This is a genomic window from Streptacidiphilus carbonis, from assembly GCF_000787775.1.
Lineage (GTDB): Bacteria > Actinomycetota > Actinomycetes > Streptomycetales > Streptomycetaceae > Streptacidiphilus > Streptacidiphilus carbonis.
On record NZ_BBPM01000039.1, the window covers coordinates 1 to 19974 of the forward strand.

15 protein-coding genes and 1 tRNA gene are annotated in these 19974 nt (G+C 71.8%); 12 read left to right on the plus strand and 4 right to left on the minus strand.

Annotated features, from left to right (window positions below; genetic code table 11):
• Window positions 1-36 precede the first annotated feature (36 nt).
• Together TR46_RS25895 and TR46_RS25900 are read left to right on the plus strand one after the other, a co-directional pair.
• Entirely contained in the window at window positions 37-1620 is a 1584-nt protein-coding gene (locus TR46_RS25895; protein ID WP_042405535.1) for an APC family permease, read from the plus strand.
• Window positions 1621-1681: 61 nt separating this feature from the next.
• On the plus strand, window positions 1682-3238 hold the full coding sequence (locus TR46_RS25900) for a GMC family oxidoreductase (RefSeq protein WP_169790669.1): 1557 nt from the start codon (window positions 1682-1684) through the stop codon (window positions 3236-3238).
• Between the two features lie 61 nt (window positions 3239-3299).
• Here TR46_RS25900 and TR46_RS25905 read toward each other — a convergent pair.
• Window positions 3300-3382: transfer RNA gene (locus TR46_RS25905), tRNA-Leu, on the minus strand.
• A gap of 227 nt (window positions 3383-3609) precedes the next feature.
• On the opposite strand from TR46_RS25905, the gene TR46_RS25910 reads away from it, so the two are divergent.
• The 3 genes from TR46_RS25910 (at window position 3610) to TR46_RS25920 (ending at window position 6517) form a co-directional block, all read left to right on the plus strand.
• Window positions 3610-4932, plus strand: a complete 1323-nt coding sequence (locus TR46_RS25910) for a M20/M25/M40 family metallo-hydrolase (RefSeq protein ID WP_042405634.1) — start codon at window positions 3610-3612, stop codon at window positions 4930-4932.
• A 248-nt stretch (window positions 4933-5180) separates the two neighbouring features.
• Window positions 5181-5423, plus strand: coding sequence for a chaplin (locus tag TR46_RS25915; protein WP_042405540.1), 243 nt, complete (start codon window positions 5181-5183; stop codon window positions 5421-5423).
• Window positions 5424-5701: 278 nt separating this feature from the next.
• On the plus strand, window positions 5702-6517 hold the full coding sequence (locus TR46_RS25920; RefSeq protein WP_439654390.1) for a chaplin: 816 nt from the start codon (window positions 5702-5704) through the stop codon (window positions 6515-6517).
• A gap of 97 nt (window positions 6518-6614) precedes the next feature.
• On the opposite strand, the gene TR46_RS43235 is transcribed toward TR46_RS25920, so the two are convergent.
• Window positions 6615-6824, minus strand: a complete 210-nt coding sequence (locus TR46_RS43235) for a DUF5703 family protein (protein ID WP_269084274.1) — start codon at window positions 6822-6824, stop codon at window positions 6615-6617.
• Between the two features lie 293 nt (window positions 6825-7117).
• On the opposite strand from TR46_RS43235, the gene TR46_RS25930 reads away from it, so the two are divergent.
• Entirely contained in the window at window positions 7118-7738 is a 621-nt protein-coding gene (locus tag TR46_RS25930) for a hypothetical protein (RefSeq protein ID WP_042405546.1), read from the plus strand.
• Between the two features lie 144 nt (window positions 7739-7882).
• On the opposite strand, the gene TR46_RS25935 is transcribed toward TR46_RS25930, so the two are convergent.
• Complete coding sequence (locus tag TR46_RS25935; RefSeq protein ID WP_052433094.1) at window positions 7883-9937, minus strand: helix-hairpin-helix domain-containing protein; 2055 nt, start codon at window positions 9935-9937, stop codon at window positions 7883-7885.
• On the minus strand, window positions 9934-10914 hold the full coding sequence (locus tag TR46_RS25940) for an aldo/keto reductase (protein ID WP_042405550.1): 981 nt from the start codon (window positions 10912-10914) through the stop codon (window positions 9934-9936). Before TR46_RS25940 ends, TR46_RS25935 begins: the two co-directional genes overlap by 4 nt.
• A gap of 146 nt (window positions 10915-11060) precedes the next feature.
• Here TR46_RS25940 and TR46_RS25945 point away from each other — a divergent pair, with 146 nt between their 5' ends.
• From TR46_RS25945 to TR46_RS25970, 6 genes are all read left to right on the plus strand, one after another.
• Window positions 11061-12122 (plus strand): LLM class F420-dependent oxidoreductase, encoded by a 1062-nt coding sequence (locus tag TR46_RS25945; protein ID WP_042405638.1) that lies wholly within the window; start codon window positions 11061-11063, stop codon window positions 12120-12122.
• Between the two features lie 73 nt (window positions 12123-12195).
• Entirely contained in the window at window positions 12196-12903 is a 708-nt protein-coding gene (locus TR46_RS25950) for a histidine phosphatase family protein (protein ID WP_042405552.1), read from the plus strand.
• Between the two features lie 101 nt (window positions 12904-13004).
• Complete coding sequence (locus tag TR46_RS25955) at window positions 13005-13589, plus strand: DUF3090 domain-containing protein (RefSeq protein ID WP_042405554.1); 585 nt, start codon at window positions 13005-13007, stop codon at window positions 13587-13589.
• On the plus strand, window positions 13559-14437 hold the full coding sequence (locus TR46_RS25960; RefSeq protein WP_084718930.1) for an SCO1664 family protein: 879 nt from the start codon (window positions 13559-13561) through the stop codon (window positions 14435-14437). The genes TR46_RS25955 and TR46_RS25960 overlap by 31 nt, the downstream gene beginning before the upstream one ends.
• 92 nt (window positions 14438-14529) lie before the next feature.
• Complete coding sequence (locus tag TR46_RS25965) at window positions 14530-15657, plus strand: MFS transporter (protein ID WP_236655507.1); 1128 nt, start codon at window positions 14530-14532, stop codon at window positions 15655-15657.
• A 96-nt stretch (window positions 15658-15753) separates the two neighbouring features.
• A complete protein-coding gene (locus tag TR46_RS25970) occupies window positions 15754-19932 on the plus strand; it encodes a beta-galactosidase (protein WP_042405560.1) in 4179 nt (1392 codons plus the stop codon).
• Window positions 19933-19974 lie beyond the last annotated feature (42 nt).

A 19974-nucleotide genomic window follows, 5' to 3' on the forward strand; every position in this document is an offset into this window, starting at 1 on the left:
CCCCGCCCCAGTCCGTACGCCCCGAGGAGAAGCGCCATGCCGGATCTTCCGCCCGCTCGACCCGGACCTGCCGCGAGCGGACCAGCCGCGGGCGGCCACTCCGACGACGAGGCGCTGGCCGCGCTGGGCTACAAGCCCGGCCTCAAGCGCACGCTCGGCAACTTCCACACCTTCGCCGCCGGGATCAGCTACATCTCCATCCTGACGGGTACCTTCCAGCTGTTCTACTTCGGCGTCAGTTTCGGCGGCCCCGCCTACTGGTGGTCCTGGCCGATGGTCTTCGTCGGGCAGCTGATGGTGGCCCTGTGCTTCTGCGAACTCGCCGCCCGCTTCCCGGTCGCCGGATCGGTCTACAACTGGTCCAAGCACACCGGCGGCCCGCACATCGGCTGGCTGGCGGGCTGGATGATGACGGTCGCGACCATGGTCTCGCTGGCCGCTGTCGCCCTGGCCTACCAGTTGACGCTGCCTCAGATCTCCAGCGTGTTCCAGGTGGTCGGCGACGGCACCGGCAAGTACGACGCGGCCGCCAACGCGGTGCTGCTGGGCGCGATCCTGATCGTCTTCACCACCCTGGTGAACGCCTTCGGGGTCAAGCTGATGGCCACCATCAACTCGGCCGGCGTCGCCGTGGAGCTGGTCGCCGCGGTCGTGCTGGTGATCCTGCTCGCCGCCAACATCACCCGCGGCCCCGGCGTGATCGTGCACACCAACGGCTTCGGGCAGGGCCAGACCCTCGGCTACTTCGGCGCCTTCCTGACCGCCTCCCTCGCGTCGGCGTATGTGATGTACGGCTTCGACACCGCCTCATCGCTCGGTGAGGAGTCCATCGACCCGGCCCGCAACGCGCCGCGCGCCATCCTGCGGGCGCTGGTGGCGTCCTTCATCCTCGGCGGGCTGATCCTGCTCTTCGCGCTGCTGGCCACGCCCGACCTGAACTCCAAGCAGCTGTCCACCGAGGGGCTGCAGTACGTGGTCAAGGCCGCGCTCGGCAAGACCACCGGCCAGGCGGTGCTGTGGTGCGTCGCCATCGCCATCACCGTCTGCGCGCTGTCCGTGCAGACGGCGGGGCTGCGGCTGGCATTCGCGATGGCGCGCGACAACAACCTGCCGGGCGGTTCGCGGCTGGCCCGGCTCAGCCCGCGGTTCCGGACGCCGGTGCTGGCCACCGTACTGATCGGGCTGGTGGCGATCGCCATCCTGGTCGTCAACATCAACCAGCCGCAGATCTTCTCGGTGGTCACCAGCATCGCCATCGCCCTGATCTACATCGCGTACCTGCTGGTCACCCTGCCGCTGCTGAGGCAGCGGTTCCGCGGTGAGTGGACCCCCGCGCCAGGGCGCTTCTCGCTGGGCCGGTTCGGCCTGCCGATCAACATCCTGGCGGTGCTCTGGGGCACGCTGATGACGATCAACCTGCTGTGGCCGAGGGCCTCGGTCTACAACGCCACCGACCCGCAGCACTGGTACCTGCGCTGGGGCGGCGTGCTGTTCGTCGGCGTGGTGGGGGTCGGCGGCTTCGCCTACTACTGGTTCGTCCAGCGCAAGCACACCGGCGTGGTCGCCGAGCACGCCGTCCCGGACCTGCCGGAGCCCCACGAGGCCCACGGCGCACCCTGACACCGGAACACGCTGACACCGATACGGAGGAGGAGCCGTCGTGGAGCACGACACAGAAGCGGTGGACGAGTTCGACTACGTGGTGGTCGGCGGCGGCACCGCCGGCAACGTCGTCGCCGCCAGGCTGAGCGAGGACCCGTCGGTCAGCGTGTGCCTGCTGGAGGCGGGCCCGTCCGACGTCGGGGACGACAACGTGCTGCGGCTGGACCGCTGGATGGGCCTGCTGGAGTCCGGGTACGACTGGGACTACCCGGTCGAACCGCAGGAGCACGGCAACAGCTTCATGCGGCACGCCCGGGCCCGGGTGCTCGGCGGCTGCTCCTCGCACAACTCCTGCATCGCCTTCTGGGCGCCGGCCGAGGACCTCGACGCCTGGGCCGCCGCGGGCTGCACCGGCTGGAGCGCGGCCGAGTGCTTCCCGCTCTACCAGCGGCTGGAGACCAATGACGCACCCGGCGACCACCACGGCCGTACCGGCCCGGTGAAGATCCGCACCATCCGGCCCGACGACCCCTGCGGCAGCGCGCTGCTGGAGGCGTGCGCCCAGGCGTCCATTCCCACCACCTCGTTCAACACCGGCACCACGGTGGTGCGCGGTGCGGGCTGGTTCCAGATCAACTCGGACGAGGACAACATCCGCCAGTCCTCCTCGGTCGCGTACCTGCACCCGATCCTGGGCAAGCGGCCGAACCTGGAGGTACGGACCGGGGTGCGGGCCAAGCGGCTGGTCATCGACGCGGACCGGCGCTGCACCGGCGCCGAGTACCTGGACCCCGACCTGGTCCACACCCGTACGGTCGGCGCGCGCCGCGAGGTGGTGGTCAGCTGCGGGTCGATCGACACGCCCAAGCTGCTGATGCTCTCCGGGATCGGCCCGGCCGGGCATCTGCGCGAGGTCGGCGTGGACGTGGTCCTGGACGCGCCGGGGGTGGGGGAGAACCTCCAGGACCATCCCGAGGGCGTGATCATGTGGGACGCGCTGAAGCCGATGGTGACCCGCTCCAACCAGTGGTGGGAGATCGGCATCTTCGCGGCCACCCGGCCCGGCCTGGCCCGGCCCGACCTGATGTTCCACTACGGCTCGATGCCCTTCGACATGAACACCTACCGGTGGTCCTACCCCACCAGCGAGAACGCCTTCTGCCTCACCCCCAACGTCACCCAGTCCCGCTCGCGCGGCACGGTCCGGCTGCGCACCCGCGACTTCCGGGACAAGCCCAAGGTCGACCCGCGCTACTTCACAGATGAGCACGACGTGAGGGTGATGACGTACGGGCTGCGGCTGGCCCGTGAGATCGCGGCCCAGTCGGCACTGTCCGGCTGGGCGGGCGCGGAGCTGGCTCCAGGGCCGGACGTCCGCACCGACGACGAGCTGCTCGACTACATCACCAAGACCCACAACACCGTCTACCACCCCTCCGCGACGGTGAGGATGGGCGCGGAAGGCGACGCGATGGCGCCGCTCGACGCCCGCCTGCGGGTCAGGGGCATCCGCGGCCTCCGTGTCGCCGACGGTTCGGTCATGCCGGACCTGGTCACCGTCAACCCGTGCATCACCACGATGATGATCGGCGAGAAGTGCGCCGACATGATCAAACAGGACGCCGCCGGGGATTGACGGAGGGGCGCAAACAGCGATCGCCGGAGCGCATGCTCCGGCGATCATGTATACCAACAGGTGTCCGAGGGGGGACTTGAACCCCCACGCCCCGAAGGGCACTAGCACCTCAAGCTAGCGCGTCTGCCATTCCGCCACCCGGACCGGGTGATCACCACGGCGTCGCCGCCGTGCTGACGTGGATAACCATAGCAAAGATCAGCCGGGGTTCCGAACGCGTTCCCGGTCGCTCGACCTGCGCAGATGCGGGCGGGGACGCGGGCGGGGGTTGGGATCGGCGGGCGGAGGGGAGAGGATGGCGGGATCATGCCGGTGGACCCCCGGGGTGGAGCGGAGGGGGCTCGGTGCCGTACGGAGAGAGGCTGGACAGCGTGAGCGAGAGCGAACCGACGCGGGTGACCGGGGAGAGCGAGGTCGCGGACCTCTGCCGTGAGCTGATCCGGATCGACACCAGCAACTACGGCGACGGCTCGGGGCCGGGGGAGCGGGCGGCGGCCGAGTACGTCGCGGAGAAGCTCGCCGAGGTGGGGCTGGAGCCGCAGATCTTCGAGTCCGCCAAGGGCAGGGCCAGCACGGTGGCCAGGATCGCGGGCGAGGACCCGTCGCGTCCGGCGCTGCTGATCCACGGGCACACCGACGTGGTGCCCGCCAACGCGGACGACTGGACCCACCACCCCTTCGCCGGCGAGATCGTGGACGGCTGCGTCTGGGGCCGCGGCGCGGTGGACATGAAGGACATGGACGCGATGACCCTGGCCGTCGTCCGGGACCGGCTCCGCGGCGGGCGCAAGCCCCCGCGCGACATCGTGCTGGCCTTCCTGGCGGACGAGGAGGCCGGCGGGGTCTTCGGCGCGCACCACCTGGTCGACAAGCACCCTGGTCTGTTCGAGGGCGTCACCGAGGCCATCGGCGAGGTCGGCGGCTTCTCCTTCACGGTGAACGAGAACCTCCGCCTCTACCTGGTGGAGACCGCGGAGAAGGGCATGCACTGGATGCGCCTGACCGTGGACGGCACCGCGGGCCACGGCTCCATGACCAACAAGGACAACGCCATCACCGAGCTGTGCGAGGCGGTGGCCCGGCTCGGACGGCACCAGTTCCCGGTGCGGGTCACCAAGAGCGTGCGGCACTTCCTGGACGAGCTCTCCGACGCGCTCGGGGTCGAGCTCGACCCCGAGGACATGGACTCCACGCTGGAGCGGCTCGGCGGCATCGCCAAGCTCATCGGGGCCACCCTGCGCAACACCGCTCAGCCGACCATGCTCGGCGCCGGCTACAAGGTGAATGTCATCCCGGGCCAGGCCAGCGCCCATGTCGACGGCCGCTACCTGCCCGGCTACAAGGACGAGTTCCACGAGGAACTGGACCGGGTGCTCGGTCCGCGGGTCCGGCGGGAGACGGTGCACGAGGACAAGGCGGTGGAGACCGACTTCGACGGCCCGCTGGTCGCGGCGATGCAGTCCGCGCTGAGCGCGGAGGACCCGATCGCCCGCGCCGTCCCGTACACGCTGTCGGGCGGCACGGACGCCAAGTCCTTCAGCGAGCTGGGGATCCGCTGCTTCGGCTTCGCCCCGTTGCAGCTGCCGCCGGAGCTGGACTTCGCCGGGATGTTCCACGGGGTGGACGAGCGGGTGCCGGTTGACGGGCTGACTTTCGGAGTCCGGGTGCTGGACCGCTTCATCGACGCCTGCTGAGCCCTGGCAAGGGTCGCTGAGGCCCATTGGGCTCCGCGGGGGCCCGCTGAATTCATCCACCGCCCGCCGTACCCGGAATTCCGGTGCGGCGGGCTCTTGTTCTCTTCGACGCCGCGCTTTCGCTCGGGCGTTTGAGTCGATCACCGTTGCGGGTGAATGGCCGAGCCCACTAGTACCCCGTTTGCCGCAGCCTCGTTCACTCATATGCAGCCCGCCGAACGGGCTGCGACGTCGACTAGGAGGACATTATGCAGGTCAAGAAGATCGCTGCGGTTGTTGCTGCCACGGGTGGCCTGGTTCTCGCCGGCGCGGGTGCCGCTTCCGCCCACGGCGGAGCCTCTGCCGAGGGCGCTGCCTGGGGTTCCCCGGGCGTTCTCTCCGGCAACGTCATCCAGGTTCCGGTTCACGTTCCGGTGAACGTCTGCGGCAACACCATCAGCGTCATCGGGCTGCTGAACCCGGCCTTCGGCAACAGCTGCGAGAACGACTGATACCGACCGGACAGCTCCGGACTTTTCTCGGACATGCGGTCCTGGGAGGCGTGCCATGCCTCCCGGGACCGCGTCGTCATCGTCGGCACGGCGTCAATCGGGTGGTGAATCATCACCCGGACCAGTGAAAGGCGTGCGCCGCCCATGAACTGGGACCCCGGCCTCTCGTTACGTGATTCATCACGTCAATACAGGTCGACGTCCCATACGCGAACACAGACAAACTGAGGGCAGGGCAATCCATGCGACAAGCTGCCAGACGCGGACTTCTCACGGTCATGGCGACCGGGAGCGTCCTCGCATCAACTGCGGGCTATGCCTACGCCGACGCCGGAGCCGTCGGCTCCGCCTCCGACTCGCCCGGCGTCGGATCCGGGAACGCCGTCCAGGTGCCGGTGGACGTTCCGGTGAACGTCTGCGGCGACACCGTCGATGTGGTCGGCCTGCTCAATCCGGCGATGGGCAACAACTGCGCGAACGGCTCGGGGCATTCCGAGCACTCCCACAGCTCCGGACACGCCAAGGGCTCCGGTGATTCCTGGGGCTCCCGGGGCTCCCGGGGCTCCGGGGACTCTGGGGGCTCCTGGGGCTCCGGTGGCGGGTCCACCAGCCAGGGCGGCGCACACGGCTCCCCCGGCGTCGGGTCGGGCAACGGCGTCCAGACCCCGGTGTCGGCGCCGGTGAACCTCTGCGGCGTCACCGCCACCGTCATCGGCGGCGGCAACAGCGCCCACGGGAACACCTGTGCCAACCACGGCGGCGGCCACATCACCCCGCCGGTCGTGACGCCCCCGGGCCAGGGCACCCCGCCGGAGCACTGCTCCTGCACCCCGACCCCGCCGAGCCACGACCACCCGCAGCCGCCGCCTCCCCCGGTCGCGCCGCCGGTGACCCCGCCGGTGCACCACAGCTCCCCGCCGCCCCCGCAGAAGGTGACCACGGTCAGCCGGGCCGCCCACGCCCCGGCCACGCCCACCCAGGCGGTCCTCGCCTCCACCGGCGCCGGCGACACCATGCTGATGCTCCCGGCCGGAGCCGCACTGGCCCTCGGCGGGCTGCTGCTCTACCGCCGGGCCCGTCCCGGGCAGAACTGACGCCTCCGGGCTCACAGGACGCCAAGAAGGGGTGGTGCGCACCGACCGGTGCGCACCACCCCTTCCGTCTCCGTATGCCGTCGGCCGCCCCGGCCCATCAGTCCGAGAGCAGCGACCAGGTGCGGACCTGGCGGATGATCTTCCGGCGCAGTACCACCTTGCGGCGCCCGTCCGGGAAGAGCCGGAGCCGGTCCAACTCCCAGTGCCCGTACTCGGCCTGCTCTGTCAGCAGGCGCCTGGCCTCGTTCCGGGAGACGTCGCGGGGCAGGAGCATGGAGCGGAACTCGTACTCGGGCTGTTGGACGATCTTTGTTGCTGCCAAGTCTTTCCTCCTGCAGAGCGCTCTGAGTCAAGCCTACGACGGGCCGCTGACACGGCTGATCGGATCTGACAGGGGTTCAGCCCGGTGCCGAACCTGGTCCGGACAGGGTCCCACGAAGGCTGCCGCCTGGACAGGGGCCTGAACCGGGCTTCGCACGGACGAGTGAGCACCGGGAGAAGCACCTGGGGAGCGCTCCCCGGTAAATCCACGTGCCCGAATCGGGCGCGACCGGATAACTTCTGTGCACTACGGGCCCAACAGCGGATAGCGTCAGCACCATGCCTGATGTCGCGCAGCCCACCATCGCCGAGGTACGTAGCGCCGCCGAGGCGGTCAAGGCCGCCATCGACCGCCATCTGGCCGCCGTCGAAGCCCGTACCGGGGAGAACGACCCCGGGGTCGCCACCGCCTACGCCTCGCTCGCGGAGGCCGCGGACGCCTACGACGAGGTCCTCTACGACGCCTACGACGAGGTCACCCCGTTCGAGGTGCCGCACGACAGCGATCTCGCCCAGTACGCCGACCCGGACGACCCGGAGGCGATCAGCGTGCTGATCCGCCGGGACTACCTGATCACCGACCCGCTGCGGCTGCGGGCGGCGGCGCTGCGGATCGACGGCACGACCGCGGCGGACCCGGGGCCGGTGTCCGCGAGCGTGAGCGGTGCGCTCGGGGCGCTCTTCGGGGAGTACGAGCCCGACGAGATCGCCTCCAGGGCGGAGGAGTTCGGCCTGGAGGAGGGGGACTCCACGCTGTGGGTCACCGCGGCGGACCCGGCGGAGCCGGGGGACTGGCTCTCCGAGCCCTTCGATGACGCCGACCCGGACCTGCTGATCTGTCGCTTCGACGTCAGTGAGGTCTACGACGACGAGTTGGAGCCGTTGGACCCGGAGCGGTAGCGGAACCGGCGGTCGGGTTTTCGACTGCCGACCGTAGGGGGCCGGTCGCGCAGTTCCCGGCGCCCCTGGCCAGTGCAGACGGGCCACTTGCACTTTGCTCAGGGGCGCGGGGAACTGCGCGACCAACCAGGCTAACGCCCCGGGTCAGCCTGCGACCTCGGTCACCTGCTCGGAGAGCACCCCGCGCAAGCGGGTGGTGCGGGGGTGGGCCGGGGTGGTGGCGACGGCCTGGGGGAGGGCCTGGCCCACCGCGTGCACCACGGAGAGGTGCTTCTCGGCGCGGCTGAAGGCGGTGTAGACCCACTGGCGGGTCAGCTCGCCGGCCGCCTCGGGGGCCAGCAGGACCACCACGCCGGGCCAGCGCCGTCCGACCGCTTGATGGGCGGTCAGCGCCCACCCGTGGCGGACGGTCGCGGCGACCTGCTCGCGCTCCACCCGCACCTCCTCGCCCTCGCAGTCCAGCACCAGCCCTGCGGGTCCGCCGGCCCGCAGGGTGCCCGGGCGGGCGACGCCGGGGGCGGGGGAGTGGACCACGACGTCGCCGGGGTCGAAGCCGCCGAAGCTGCCGGGGCCGGGGTTGAACCGCTGCTTCAGGGCGGCATTGAGCGCGCGGGTGCCGGCCGGGCCGCCGTGGCCCGGGGTCAGCACCCTGACCTGCTCGGCAGGGATGCCCAGGGCCCGCGGAATGGAGTCGTGGACCAGTTGCAGGGCCCGGTGCACCGCCTCGGCCCCGTCCTTGGCCGTGACGATCACGACCTCCTTGTCGGGGGCCTCGACCGGCAGCAGCTCACCGATGCCGATCCCGGACGCCAGCTCGCCGATCGGCCCGAAGTCGGGTGTGCGGGAGGCGACGACGGGACAGGCCTTGGCGGCCAGGACGTCGGCGAAGACCCGTCCGGGGCCCGCCGACCACAGCACCGCCGGATCGCCGCTGAGCACCAGCCGGGCTCCGTCGGCGACCGACTCCACCATCGTGGCCGCGAGCTCCACGTCCAGCGCGGGGGCGTCGCAGACCACCAGCAGGTCCAGTGCGAGCGTGCCGTCCGAGGCGCGTCCCGGGCCCTCGGTGCCGGCCAGCAGTCCGGCCAGGGTGACGGCGGCCTCGTCGTCCAGCCGGCGGCGGCCGTCCCCGGTCGCGGCGGCGACCCAGGCGCGCAGTCCCAGGCCGCGGACGGCGCGAACCAGCGCCACCGGCTCGGCGCGGGCGGCCTCGCCGCCGGTGTGCAGGACCAGGCCGGCCTCGGCGACCGCCCGGATCAGCGCGGCGGCGGAGGCCGACGGTGCGGCTTCGGCCGCGCCGGGCCAGTCGAGGGGTGCGGGTCCGGCGGCGCTGTCCTCAGTGGCCTCGGCCTCGTCCGGGTGATCGTCGGCGCTCGTGTTGACGCCGTCCGTGGTGACGCCGTCCGTGGTGACGGGGTCGCCCTCGAAGGTGGACACCAGGCGGACCAGGCCGTCGGCGAGGCTCTCCTCCGCCAGGGCGAGCCGGTCCAGCGCCAGCAGCACCCGGACCGGGGGCTCGTCCTCGTCGTCCTCGCCGTGCGGGGCCGCGCCGGGCTGCTGGATCTCCTCCTGGAAGGCCATCACCCGGCCCTCGCCGAGGATCGCCGCCAGTGACTCCTCCGGCTCGGGCACGCCCTGCTTGCGCAGCCCGTCGCCGACGGCCGACAGCTCGACCGCGGTGTGGCCGCGCAGCGCGGCCCGTTCCAGCAGCCAGACCGCCAGCGCCTCGGCGCGACGGCGGTCGTCCGGGCCGCAGGCGTCGCCGAGCAGCCCGCGGGCGAAGGTGTCGGCGTGCTCGGGGCGGACGCCGGGGACCGAGAGCAGGGCCCAGGGGTCCTCGCGCAGCGCCGCCGGAGCGCCCTCGCCGAGGGCGGCGACGACGGCGCCGACCAGCTCGGCCGGGGCTCCGCCGGCGGCGAGCACCGCGGCGGTGGCCTTCAGTGCCTCGGCCCTGGCGGCGTCGGGCGTGGTCCCGGCCGCTCCAGCAGCCGCGCCGGAGGAGGAAGGGGAGGTGGAGGAAGGGGAGGCGGAGCCGCCGGTGGCCGACCCGTCGGCCGGGCCCGAGCCGCCCATCGCCCGGATCGCTTCGGCCAGCTGCTCCGCCGAGGGCAGCGCGGGCGGGGCCGGGGCGGCCCCCGCGGCGTCGTCCGCCGCCGCGGGGCCGTCCTCCGTCAGCGTCCGGTTCGGCTCGTCGGTCACAGCGCGCTCCAGTCGTGGTCGGGGTAGAAGTGGATCGGCGCCGAGATGTCGTCCAGGGCTCGGCAGATCTCCTCCGGGAGCGTAAGGGACTCCACTGACAATGCCGCGTTCAGCTGGGCCGCGGTCCGTGCGCCCACGATCGGGGCGACCACGCCGGGGCGGTCGCGCACCCAGGCCAGCGCGACCTGCAGCGGTGTCGCCGCCAGGCCGTCCGCCGCGGTGGCGACCGCGTCCACGATCCGCCGTCCGCGCTCGTCCAGGTAGGGCTGGACGAAGGCCGAGTAGTACGGCGAGGCCCCCCGGGAGTCGGCGGGCGTGCCGTGCCGGTACTTGCCGGTGAGCACGCCGCGTCCCAGCGGGGAGGCGGCCAGCAGGCCCATACCGCTGTCCAGGGCGGCGGGCAGCACCTCGCGCTCTATTCCGCGCTGCAGCAGCGAGTACTCCATCTGCGTCCCGGCCAGGGGCGTGCGCCCCGGCACCGCGCGCTGCCAGGTGGCGGCCTTGGCCAGCTGCCAGCCGCAGAAGTTGGACACCCCGACGTACCGCGCCCGGCCCGAGGACACCGCCAGGTCCAGGGCGTGCAGGGTCTCCTCGGTGGGGGTGTCCGGGTCGAACGCGTGTACCTGCCACAGGTCGACGTAGTCGGTGCCGAGGCGGGCCAGCGAGGCGTCCAGGGCGGCCAGCAGATGGCCCCGCGAGCCGTCGAAGCGCCGGTCCTGGTCCGGGACGCTGCCGGCCTTGGTCGCCAGGACCAGGTCCGCGCGCGGTACGAACTGCTCGATCAGCCGCGAGAGCAGGTACTCCGCGCCGCCGTCGGCGTAGACGTCGGCGGTGTCGACGAGGTTGCCGCCGGCCTCGACGAAGGTCTTCAGCTGCTCCGCGGCGTCGATCTCGTCCATGTCCTCGCCCCAGGTCATGGTGCCGAGGCCGAGCCGGGAGACGCGGAGCCCGGTCCGGCCCAGATGTCGCAGTTCCATGTCGGGTGAGCGTAGTGGGCCGACCGTGCGATGCGATGCAGGCCCACAGCAAGGGCCGGTGGGCAGTTGGCCGTACTGGCCGGTAGCTTCCGGCCGCCGCCCCGGATACAGTCGCGGTGACGCCCATACCCTTCGGAGGCAGCACCGTGCGACTCGGCATCAATCTCGGCTACTGGGGCCTCGGCAACGACGCCGACAACATCGCCGTCGCCCAGGAGGCGGACCGGCTCGGCTTCGCGGTCTGCTGGGCCGCCGAGGCCTACGGCTCCGACGCCGCGACGGTCCTGGCCTATGTCGCCGCCAAGACCGAGCGCATCGACGTCGGCTCGGCGATCTTCCAGATCCCGGCCCGCACCCCCACCATGACCGCGATGACCGCAGCCACCCTGGACACCCTGTCCGGCGGCCGGTTCCGGCTCGGCCTGGGCGTCTCCGGACCGCAGGTCTCCGAGGGCTGGTACGGCGTCAAGTTCGACAAGCCGCTGGGCCGCACCCGTGAGTACGTCGAGATCATCCGCAAGGCGATGGCGCGCGAGCGGGTGGTGCACGACGGCGCGAACTGGACCCTGCCGCTGCCCGGCGGTCCCGGCAAGCCGCTGAAGCTCACCGTGCACCCGGTGCGTGAGCACATCCCGCTCTACATCGCCGCCATCGGCCCGAAGAACCTGGAGCTGACCGGCGAGATCGCCGACGGCTGGCTGGGCATCTTCTTCGCCCCCGAGCAGGCCGGGCTGTCGCTGGACCACCTGACCGCGGGCCGCGCCAAGGCCGGGAAGACCCTGGACGGCTTCGACATCGCCCCCAATGTCCCGATCGCGGTCAGCGCCAGCGACAAGCCGGAGGACCTGGCGCTGGCCGCGAACCTGTTCCGCCAGTACACCGCGCTCTACGTGGGCGGCATGGGCAGCAAGGAGCAGAACTTCTACAACCGGATCACCCGGCGGATGGGCTACGAGCAGGCCGCCGACGAGATCCAGGAGAAGTACCTGGCCAAGGACTACTCGGGGGCGGCCGCCGCGGTTCCGCAGCAGCTGATCGACTCCACCACCCTGATCGGCACCCGGGAGCGCCTGGCCGACCGGCTCCAGGCCTACGCCGCCACCGGGGTCACCACCCTCAACCTCTCCCCGGGCGGCTTCCTGCTCGACGAGCGCATCGAGGCCCTCCGCACGGCGGCCGAGGCAGTGGAACTGGCGGGCCTGGCCTGACCCGCCGCGGGGGCCGTCCGCGCGCTTCCACCCCTTTGATCGAAGCGTCGGTCCAGCGTTTACGCTGGACCGCATGCCGACTCTGCTGCTCGTCCGCCACGGCCGTTCCACCGCCAACTCCGCCGGGATCCTGGCCGGGTGGGCACCCGGTGTGGATCTCGACGCGCACGGTGAGCAGCAGGCCAAGGACCTGGCCGAACGGCTCGCGGCGGTGCCGGTCAGCCAGGTGGTGAGCAGCCCGCTGGACCGCTGCCGGCAGACCCTGGCCCCGCTGCTGGAGGCCCGCCCCGAGCTCACCCAGCGCCTGGACGAGCGGCTCGGCGAGTGCCGTTACGGCGACTGGACGGGGCGTCCGCTGGCCGAGCTGGCCGGCGAGCCGCTGTGGAAGACGGTGCAGGCGCACCCCTCCGCCGTGGTGTTCCCCGGTCCTGAGGGCGAGTCCATGCGCGACCTCAGCCACCGCGCGGTGGAGAGCGTCCGCGAGTGGGACGCCGAGGTGGAGCACGAGCACGGCGCCGACGCGGTGTGGCTGGCCTGCAGCCACGGCGACGTGATCAAGGCGATCGTCGCCGACGCGCTCGGCCTGCACCTGGACAACTTCCAGCGGATCTCGGTCGAGCCCGCCTCGGTCACCGTGATCCGCTACACCCCGCACCGGCCCTTCGTGCTGCGTCTCAGCGACACCGGCGACCTCAGCGGGTTCGCGCCCAGGAAGGACGCGCCCGCGACGGCCGCCGGGGACAGCGGGGACGCCGTCGTCGGGGGCGCCACCGGCGCCTGAGCAGCGCCCGGGGGACCGCACTGTGAGACCGGAGTGCGGTGACCGACCGGCCGGATAGGTAGGGTTGGGTCGAACAGCGACGTCCAGATCTGGAGCAACCCGTGCCCCGCCAGGTGTTCTTCTATGATCCGCCCGAGCGATTCGTGGCCGGTACGGTCGGCGAACCCGGCCAGCGTGCCTTCTATCTGCAGGCCAGCGCCCGCGGCAGGGTGACCAGCGTGCTCCTGGAGAAGACCCAGGTGGCGGCGCTCGCCGAGCGGGTCGAGGAGCTGCTGGACGAGGTGGTCCGCCGCAGCGGCGGCAGCACCGCGGTGCCGGCCGTCGCGCCCGCCGAGATGGTCGACAGCGCCCCGCTGGACCTGCCGGTGGTGGAGGAGTTCCGGGTCGGCACCATGGCCCTGGCCTGGGACGAGTCCATCGACCGGCTGATCGTCGAGGCCCAGGCGCTGATCGAGGTCGACCCGGACAGCGGCCTGGACGAGGACCCCGACGCCCAGGACCTGTTCGAGGACGACGAGAACGGGCCGCCGATGCTGCGGGTCCGCCTCAGCGGAGCCATGGCCCGGGTCTTCGCCAAGCGCGCGCTGGAACTGGTCTCCGCGGGGCGGCCGCCCTGCCCGTTCTGCAGCCTTCCGCTGGACCCGCAGGGACATGTGTGCCCCCGTCAGAACGGGTACCGGCGCTGAGCACCCCGCCCCGGGCGGAGGCCCCCGACGCCGACCCGGTAGCCTCCGCCGCACTCGCCGCCGACCCGGAGCGCGCGCTGGCGCTGCTGCGCGCCGGTGAGCTGCAGATCCACGGGCAGCTCACCGAGGCCTCCAACGGGGTCTTCTACTGCACCGTCAGCGACGGCCAGGAGGAGGCTGTCGTCGTCTACAAACCGGTACGGGGCGAGCGTCCGCTCTGGGACTTCCCCGACGGGACCCTGGCCGGGCGCGAGGTCGCCGCCTACCTGGTCGCCGCCGCGACCGGCTGGGGTCTGGTGCCGCCCACGGTGCTGCGGGACGGTCCCTTCGGCGAGGGGATGTGCCAGATCTGGGTGGAGTCCGATCCGGAGGCCCAACTCCTGGCCCTGCAGGACGCGCAGGAGCCCGCGGAGGGATGGTGTGCGATCGGCCGCGCCGAGGTGGGCGGGGGCCGGACCGCGCTGCTGGTGCACGCCGAGGACAAGCGGCTGCGCCGGCTGGCGGTGCTGGACGCCGTGATCAACAACGCCGACCGCAAGGGCGGCCATCTGCTGCCCGCCGTCGACGGCCGCCTCTACGGCATCGACCACGGGGTCACCTTCGCGGTGCCGGGCAAACTCCGCACCCTGCTGTGGGGTTGGGCCGGCGAGCCGCTGAATGACGAGGCGGTCTCCGCATTGGCCGGCCTGGCCGACCAGCTGAAGGGTCCGCTGGCCGAGGAACTCGCGCCGCTGCTGACCGCCGCGGAGATCGACGCCCTGCGCGAACGGGTGGCCGCTCTGCTGGAGAGCGGCCTCCACCCGGTCCCCTCCGGGGAGTGGCCGGCCGTGCCCTGGCCGCCGATCTAGTGCTTCCGACGGGTTTTCGGGTGCGGCGCGGCGGCGCCAGGACGCGTCCGGAGCGGTTGCCGCGTGCGGTGTCGTTGCTGCTCGCGGCGCGTATGGTGAACCAGCTCGGGGCGTTCTCGATCTCGTTCCTCACGGTGCTGGTCGTCCATGACTACCGGGCCGGGATCGGTACTGCCGGGCTGGTCTCGGCGGCGTTCGGGCTGGCGACGGTCCCGTCCCGGCTGCTCGGCGGGTGGCTCGCCGACCGGCTGGGGCAGCGGCGCGCCATCGTGCTCGGGCTGGGCGGGTGCGCGCTGGCGCAGTTGGGGATCGCGGCAGCCCGCTCGCTGGCGGCGACGGCCGTTCTGGCCGTGCTGCTGGGGCTGGTCTTCGAGCTGTACGAGCCGCCCTGCCAGGCGATGATCGCCGAGGCGGTACCACCCGGCCAGCGGGTACGGGCCTACGGCCTGCTGACCGCCGCGTTGGCGGCCGGGGGCATGGGCGCCGGGCTGATCGCGGCGGCGCTCGGTCGGTGGGACCTGCGCTGGCTGTTCGTCGCCGATGCGGTGAGCTGCCTGGTCTGTGCGGTCGTCCTGCGCGTCGTGCTGCCGGAGGGCCGCTCGGGCGTGGCCCGCAGCGACGTGGCGTCCCCGGTCCGCGTCAGCCCGTGGCGCGATCCCGCGCTGCTGGCCATGCTCGCGTCCGGGACCGCCTTCGCCCTGGTCCATCTGCAGATCATGATGCTGCTGCCGCTGTCCCTGGAACGCCGCGGCCTGCCCGCCTCGGACGCCGGGCTGCTGTTCGCCGTCTCGGCCGGCACCGTCGTCGCCGCCCAGCCGCTGCTGCGGCTGAAGCGCCTGGCCGCCCTGCCCGCGCCGACGGCGCTCGCGCTCGGCCAACTGCTGCTGGCCGTCGGCCTGGCCGGGTACGCGGCCGCCACTCGGCTCCCGGTCTCCCTCGCGGCCACGGTGGTCTGGAGCCTGGGCGACCTGCTGGTGATGGGGCGCGCCTACGCCGTCGTCGCCGACCTCGCGCCGCCCGGGGGTGCGGGCCGCTATCTGGCCGTCTTCGGGATCAGTTGGGGGATCGCCGGGGTGGCCGCGCCGGTGCTCGGCACGGCGGTGCTCGAACGCGCTTCGGTGGGGGCGCTGTGGGTCGGACTGGCGGGGGTCTGTCTGCTGCTGACGCTGGCTCACCTCTCCGTCGGTCGGGTCCGGCCGGTGGTTCCTGGGCGATTCTGAAGGATTTATTGACGGTCTCTGTGAGTTCCTGCTCTACTCCGTTCAGCTCGAAACGTTCTGCCACCCGCGAACCTTCGACCCCTGCTGGAGCAGTAGATGCCCCGTCGCACCTCCAGATCCTTCGTCGCCCTGACTGCGGCCCTCGCCGCAGTCACCGCCGGACTCACCCTCCCGGCCGCCGCACACGCGGCCGCCGCCCCCGCCGCGACGGTCGTCCGGACCCCCGCGGATTCCAAAACCCCCACCACTCACACCGTCACCTACGACGGCTACTCCCTGATGATCGACGGCAAGCGGCTGTACGTCTGGTCCGGCGAGTTCCACTACAGCCGCCTGCCGAGCCCCTCGCTCTGGCTGGACGTGCTGCAGAAGATGAAGGCGGCCGGCTTCAACGCCGTCTCGATCTACTTCGACTGGGCCTACCACTCGCCCAAGAAGGGCGTCTACGACTTCTCCGGCGTCCGGGACGTCGACCACCTGCTCGACCTCGCCGCCGAGGCCGGCATCTACGTGATCGCCCGCCCCGGCCCGTACATCAACGCCGAGGTCGACAGCGGCGGCTTCCCCGCCTGGCTGGGCAACGAGTCCGGCAGGGACCGCAGCACCGATCCGACCTACCTGGCCGCCGCCGACGAGTGGCTCAGCCACATCGACCCGATCCTGGCCAGGCACCAACTGACCAACGGAACCGGAACGGTGATCGCCTATCAGGTGGAGAACGAGTTCTACGACGGCTCCACCGCAGGCCGGGCCTACATGACCCACCTGGAGGACAAGGCCCGCGCCGACGGCATCACCGTCCCGCTGACCGGCAACAACAACGGCACCTTCAACAGCGGCGCCGGAGCCCTGGACATCGACGGCGCCGACTCCTACCCGCAGGGCTTCAACTGCTCCAACCCGACGTCCTGGCGGGGCGTCCCGGACATCTCCTACGACCACGTCGCCGGAAAGCCGCTGTACACCGCGGAGTTCCAGGGCGGGTCGTTCGACCCCTGGGGCGGGCCGGGCTACGCCAAGTGCGCCCAGCTGACCGGCGCCGACTTCGCCAATGTCTTCTACAAGAACAACATCGCCGTCGGCGCCACCATGCAGAGCTTCTACATGACCTACGGCGGCACCTCCTGGGGCTGGCAGGCCGACCCCTCCCAGGTCTACACGTCCTACGACTACGGCGCCGCCATCTCCGAGGACCGGCAGCTCACCGCCAAGTACCAGCAGGACAAGCTGATCGGCTACTTCCTGCAGAGCGTCGCCCCGATCACCAAGACCGACACCCTGGCCGCCGCCCCCACCGACAACGCGGCCATCGTCGACACCGCCAGGATCAACCCCGACGACGGCACCCAGTTCCATGTGCTGCGGCATGCCAACTCGACCTCCACCAGCACCGACTCCACCCATATCGCGATCGACCTGGGCGCCCACTCCGGCTACAGCTACGACGACGCCTCCCCCCAGCTCCAGTACACCGGCAGCTGGTCGCACGTCGGCTCCGAGCAGAACTACACCGGCGGCGAGTACCAGAAGACCGAGTCCTTCACCAGCACCGCCGGCGACAGCGTCAGCATCCCCTTCTCCGGCACCGGGATCCGCTGGATCGCCTCCAAGGCCGCCAACCACGGCCTGGCCGACGTCTACCTGGACGGCGTCAAGGTCACCACCGTCGACGGCTACGCCGCCAGTACCGCCAACCAGCAGGTGCAGTACGCCGCCTCCGGCCTCAGCGACGGCGCGCACACCCTCAAGATCGTGGCCACCGGCCAGAAGGACGCCGCCGCCACCGGCACCTTCGTCTCGGTCGACGCCATCGACCTGCCCACCGCCGGTGCCAGGTACTACCCCACCGTCCCGCAGCAGCCGGGCACCCAACTCACCTTCGCCGGGCGCGACTCCAAGACCGTCGTCGCCAACTACAAGCTGGGCGCCAGCCAGTTGCAGTACTCCACCTCGGAGATCATGACCCAGGCGGAGATCGGCGGCCGGGACGTCGCCGTCCTGTACGGACGCCAGGGCCAGGACGGCGAGACCGTTCTCAACTACCAGAAGCAGCCCACGGTCCAGGTCCTCTCCGGCAGTGTGCAGAGCACCTGGGACGCCAGCACCGGCGACCTCCGACTGAACTACACCCACGGCAGCCTGGAGCGGGTTCTGATCACCGGCGGCGCCCGTCCGCTGCTCCTGCTGCTGGGCGACGACGCGACCGCCGAGCAGTTCTGGCAGGCGCAGACCTCGTCCGGCCCGGTCCTGGTGTACGGCAGCGACCTGCTGCGCACCGCGGCCAGCACCGCTGCGGCCCCGAGCGGCAGCGGCAAGGGCCGGCTCGACCTGACCGGCGACAGCGCCGCCGCCCAGCCGGTCGAGGTCTTCGCCGACCCGGCCACCACCGGCGGGATCACCTGGAACGGCAAACGGCTGCAGACCAGGAGGACGAGCAGCGGCTCCGAGTTGAGCACCCTGCCCGGCGCTGCCGCGGTCACCCTGCCGTCCCTCACCGACTGGAAGCACACCCAGGAGTCCCCGGAGTCCCAGCCGGGCTTCGACGACTCCTCCTGGAAGGTGGCCGACAAGGCGAGCTCCAACAGCACCACCACCCCGGTCACCCTGCCGGTGCTCTTCGCCGACGACTACGGCTTCCACCACGGCGACGTCTGGTACCGGGGCCGTTTCAAGGGCTCCAGCAGTGCGACCGGGATCACCCTGTCGGCCATCACCGGCAAGGCGGGCGTCTACTCCGTCTGGCTCAACGGCACCTTCCTGGGCAGCAGCAGCCCCAACAACGGCGGGTCGGTCTCGCAGACCTTCGCCTTCCCGGCCGGGACGCTGCAGCCGGGCGCCGACAACGAGGTCTCCGTGCTGGTGGAGAACATGGGCCACAACGAGGACTACAACCAGGCCGACAGCAACAAGGAGGCCCGCGGCCTGATCGGCGCCGTGGTCGCCGGATCCCCGCTGACCACCCTCAGTTGGCGGATCCAGGGGGCCGGCGGCGGCGAGGACCTGGTCGACCCGGTGCGCGGCCCGATGAACACCGGCGGCCTCTACGGCGAGCGGGCCGGCTGGAGCCTGCCCGGGTTCAAGGACGACTCCTGGTCCACCGTCAGTCTGCCCACCGGCGACACCAACCCAGGCGTCTCCTGGTACCGGACCACGGCCGACCTCAACCTCCCCAAGGGCCAGGACACCTCGGTGGGACTGCAGATCACCGACGACGCGTCACGCCACTACCGGGCGCTGATCTACGTCAACGGCTGGCAGCTCGGCCGCTACGTCAACGACGTCGGACCGCAGCACGTCTTCCCGATCCCCAACGGCATCCTCAGGGCGAACGGCGCCAACTCCATCGCCATCGCGGTCTGGAACACCGACGGCAGCACCGGCGGCCTGGGCACCGTGTCGCTGGTGAACCTCGGCAGCACCGCCTCCTCCCTGCAGACCGCGACGGTGGACAGCCCCCGCTACAACGCCGCCACCTATGCCCAGCCCAAGGCGCACCGGGCCACGGTCGTCCTGGACGCCCCCGACACCGCGGCCGCCGGTACCGCCTACCCGGTCACGGCGACGTTCGCCGTCCCGGCCGGGGCGCCCGCGGCCACCGGGGTCACGCTGGGACTGACCCTGCCCGGCGGCTGGACCGCCCAGGCGACCGGTCCGGTCACCGCACAGAAGGTGAAGGGCGGCAGCTCGCTCACCGGGAGCTGGACGGTCACCGCGCCGGACGGCACCCTCCCGGCGTTCTCGCAGCTCACCGCGGTGGCCGGCTACCACCAGCAGGGCGGCGGGGGGCAGCAGCTGAGCGATGTCAGGAATGTGCGCGCGGTGCCGGTGGCCCCCACCGCCGACAGCGAGGTCAGCGCACTGCCGTTCTTCACCTCGTCCAACGGCTGGGGCCCGGTGGAACGCAACACCAGCAACGGCGAGCAGGCCGCCGGGGACGGGAAGCCGATCACCGTCGGCGGCAAGGTCTACGCCTCGGGGCTGGGCACCAACGCCGTCAGCGATGTCGGGCTCTACCTCGGCGGCCACTGCACCCGGTTCACCGCCACGGTGGGCGTCGACGCCGAGGCGGGCAGCGCCGGAACGGTCACCTTCAGCGTCCTCGCGGACGGCCGGAACCTGGTGACCACCCCGGTGCTCAAGGGCAACGGCGCGACGGTGTCCATCGACGTGGACACCACCGGCGCCCAACTGCTGGACCTGGTGGTCGGCGACGGCGGTGACGGCAACGGCAACGACCACGCCGACTGGGCCGACGCCAAGGTCTCCTGCAGCTGACAGCGGGAGAGGGCACGGGGGGATGCTGCCGACCGGCAGCAT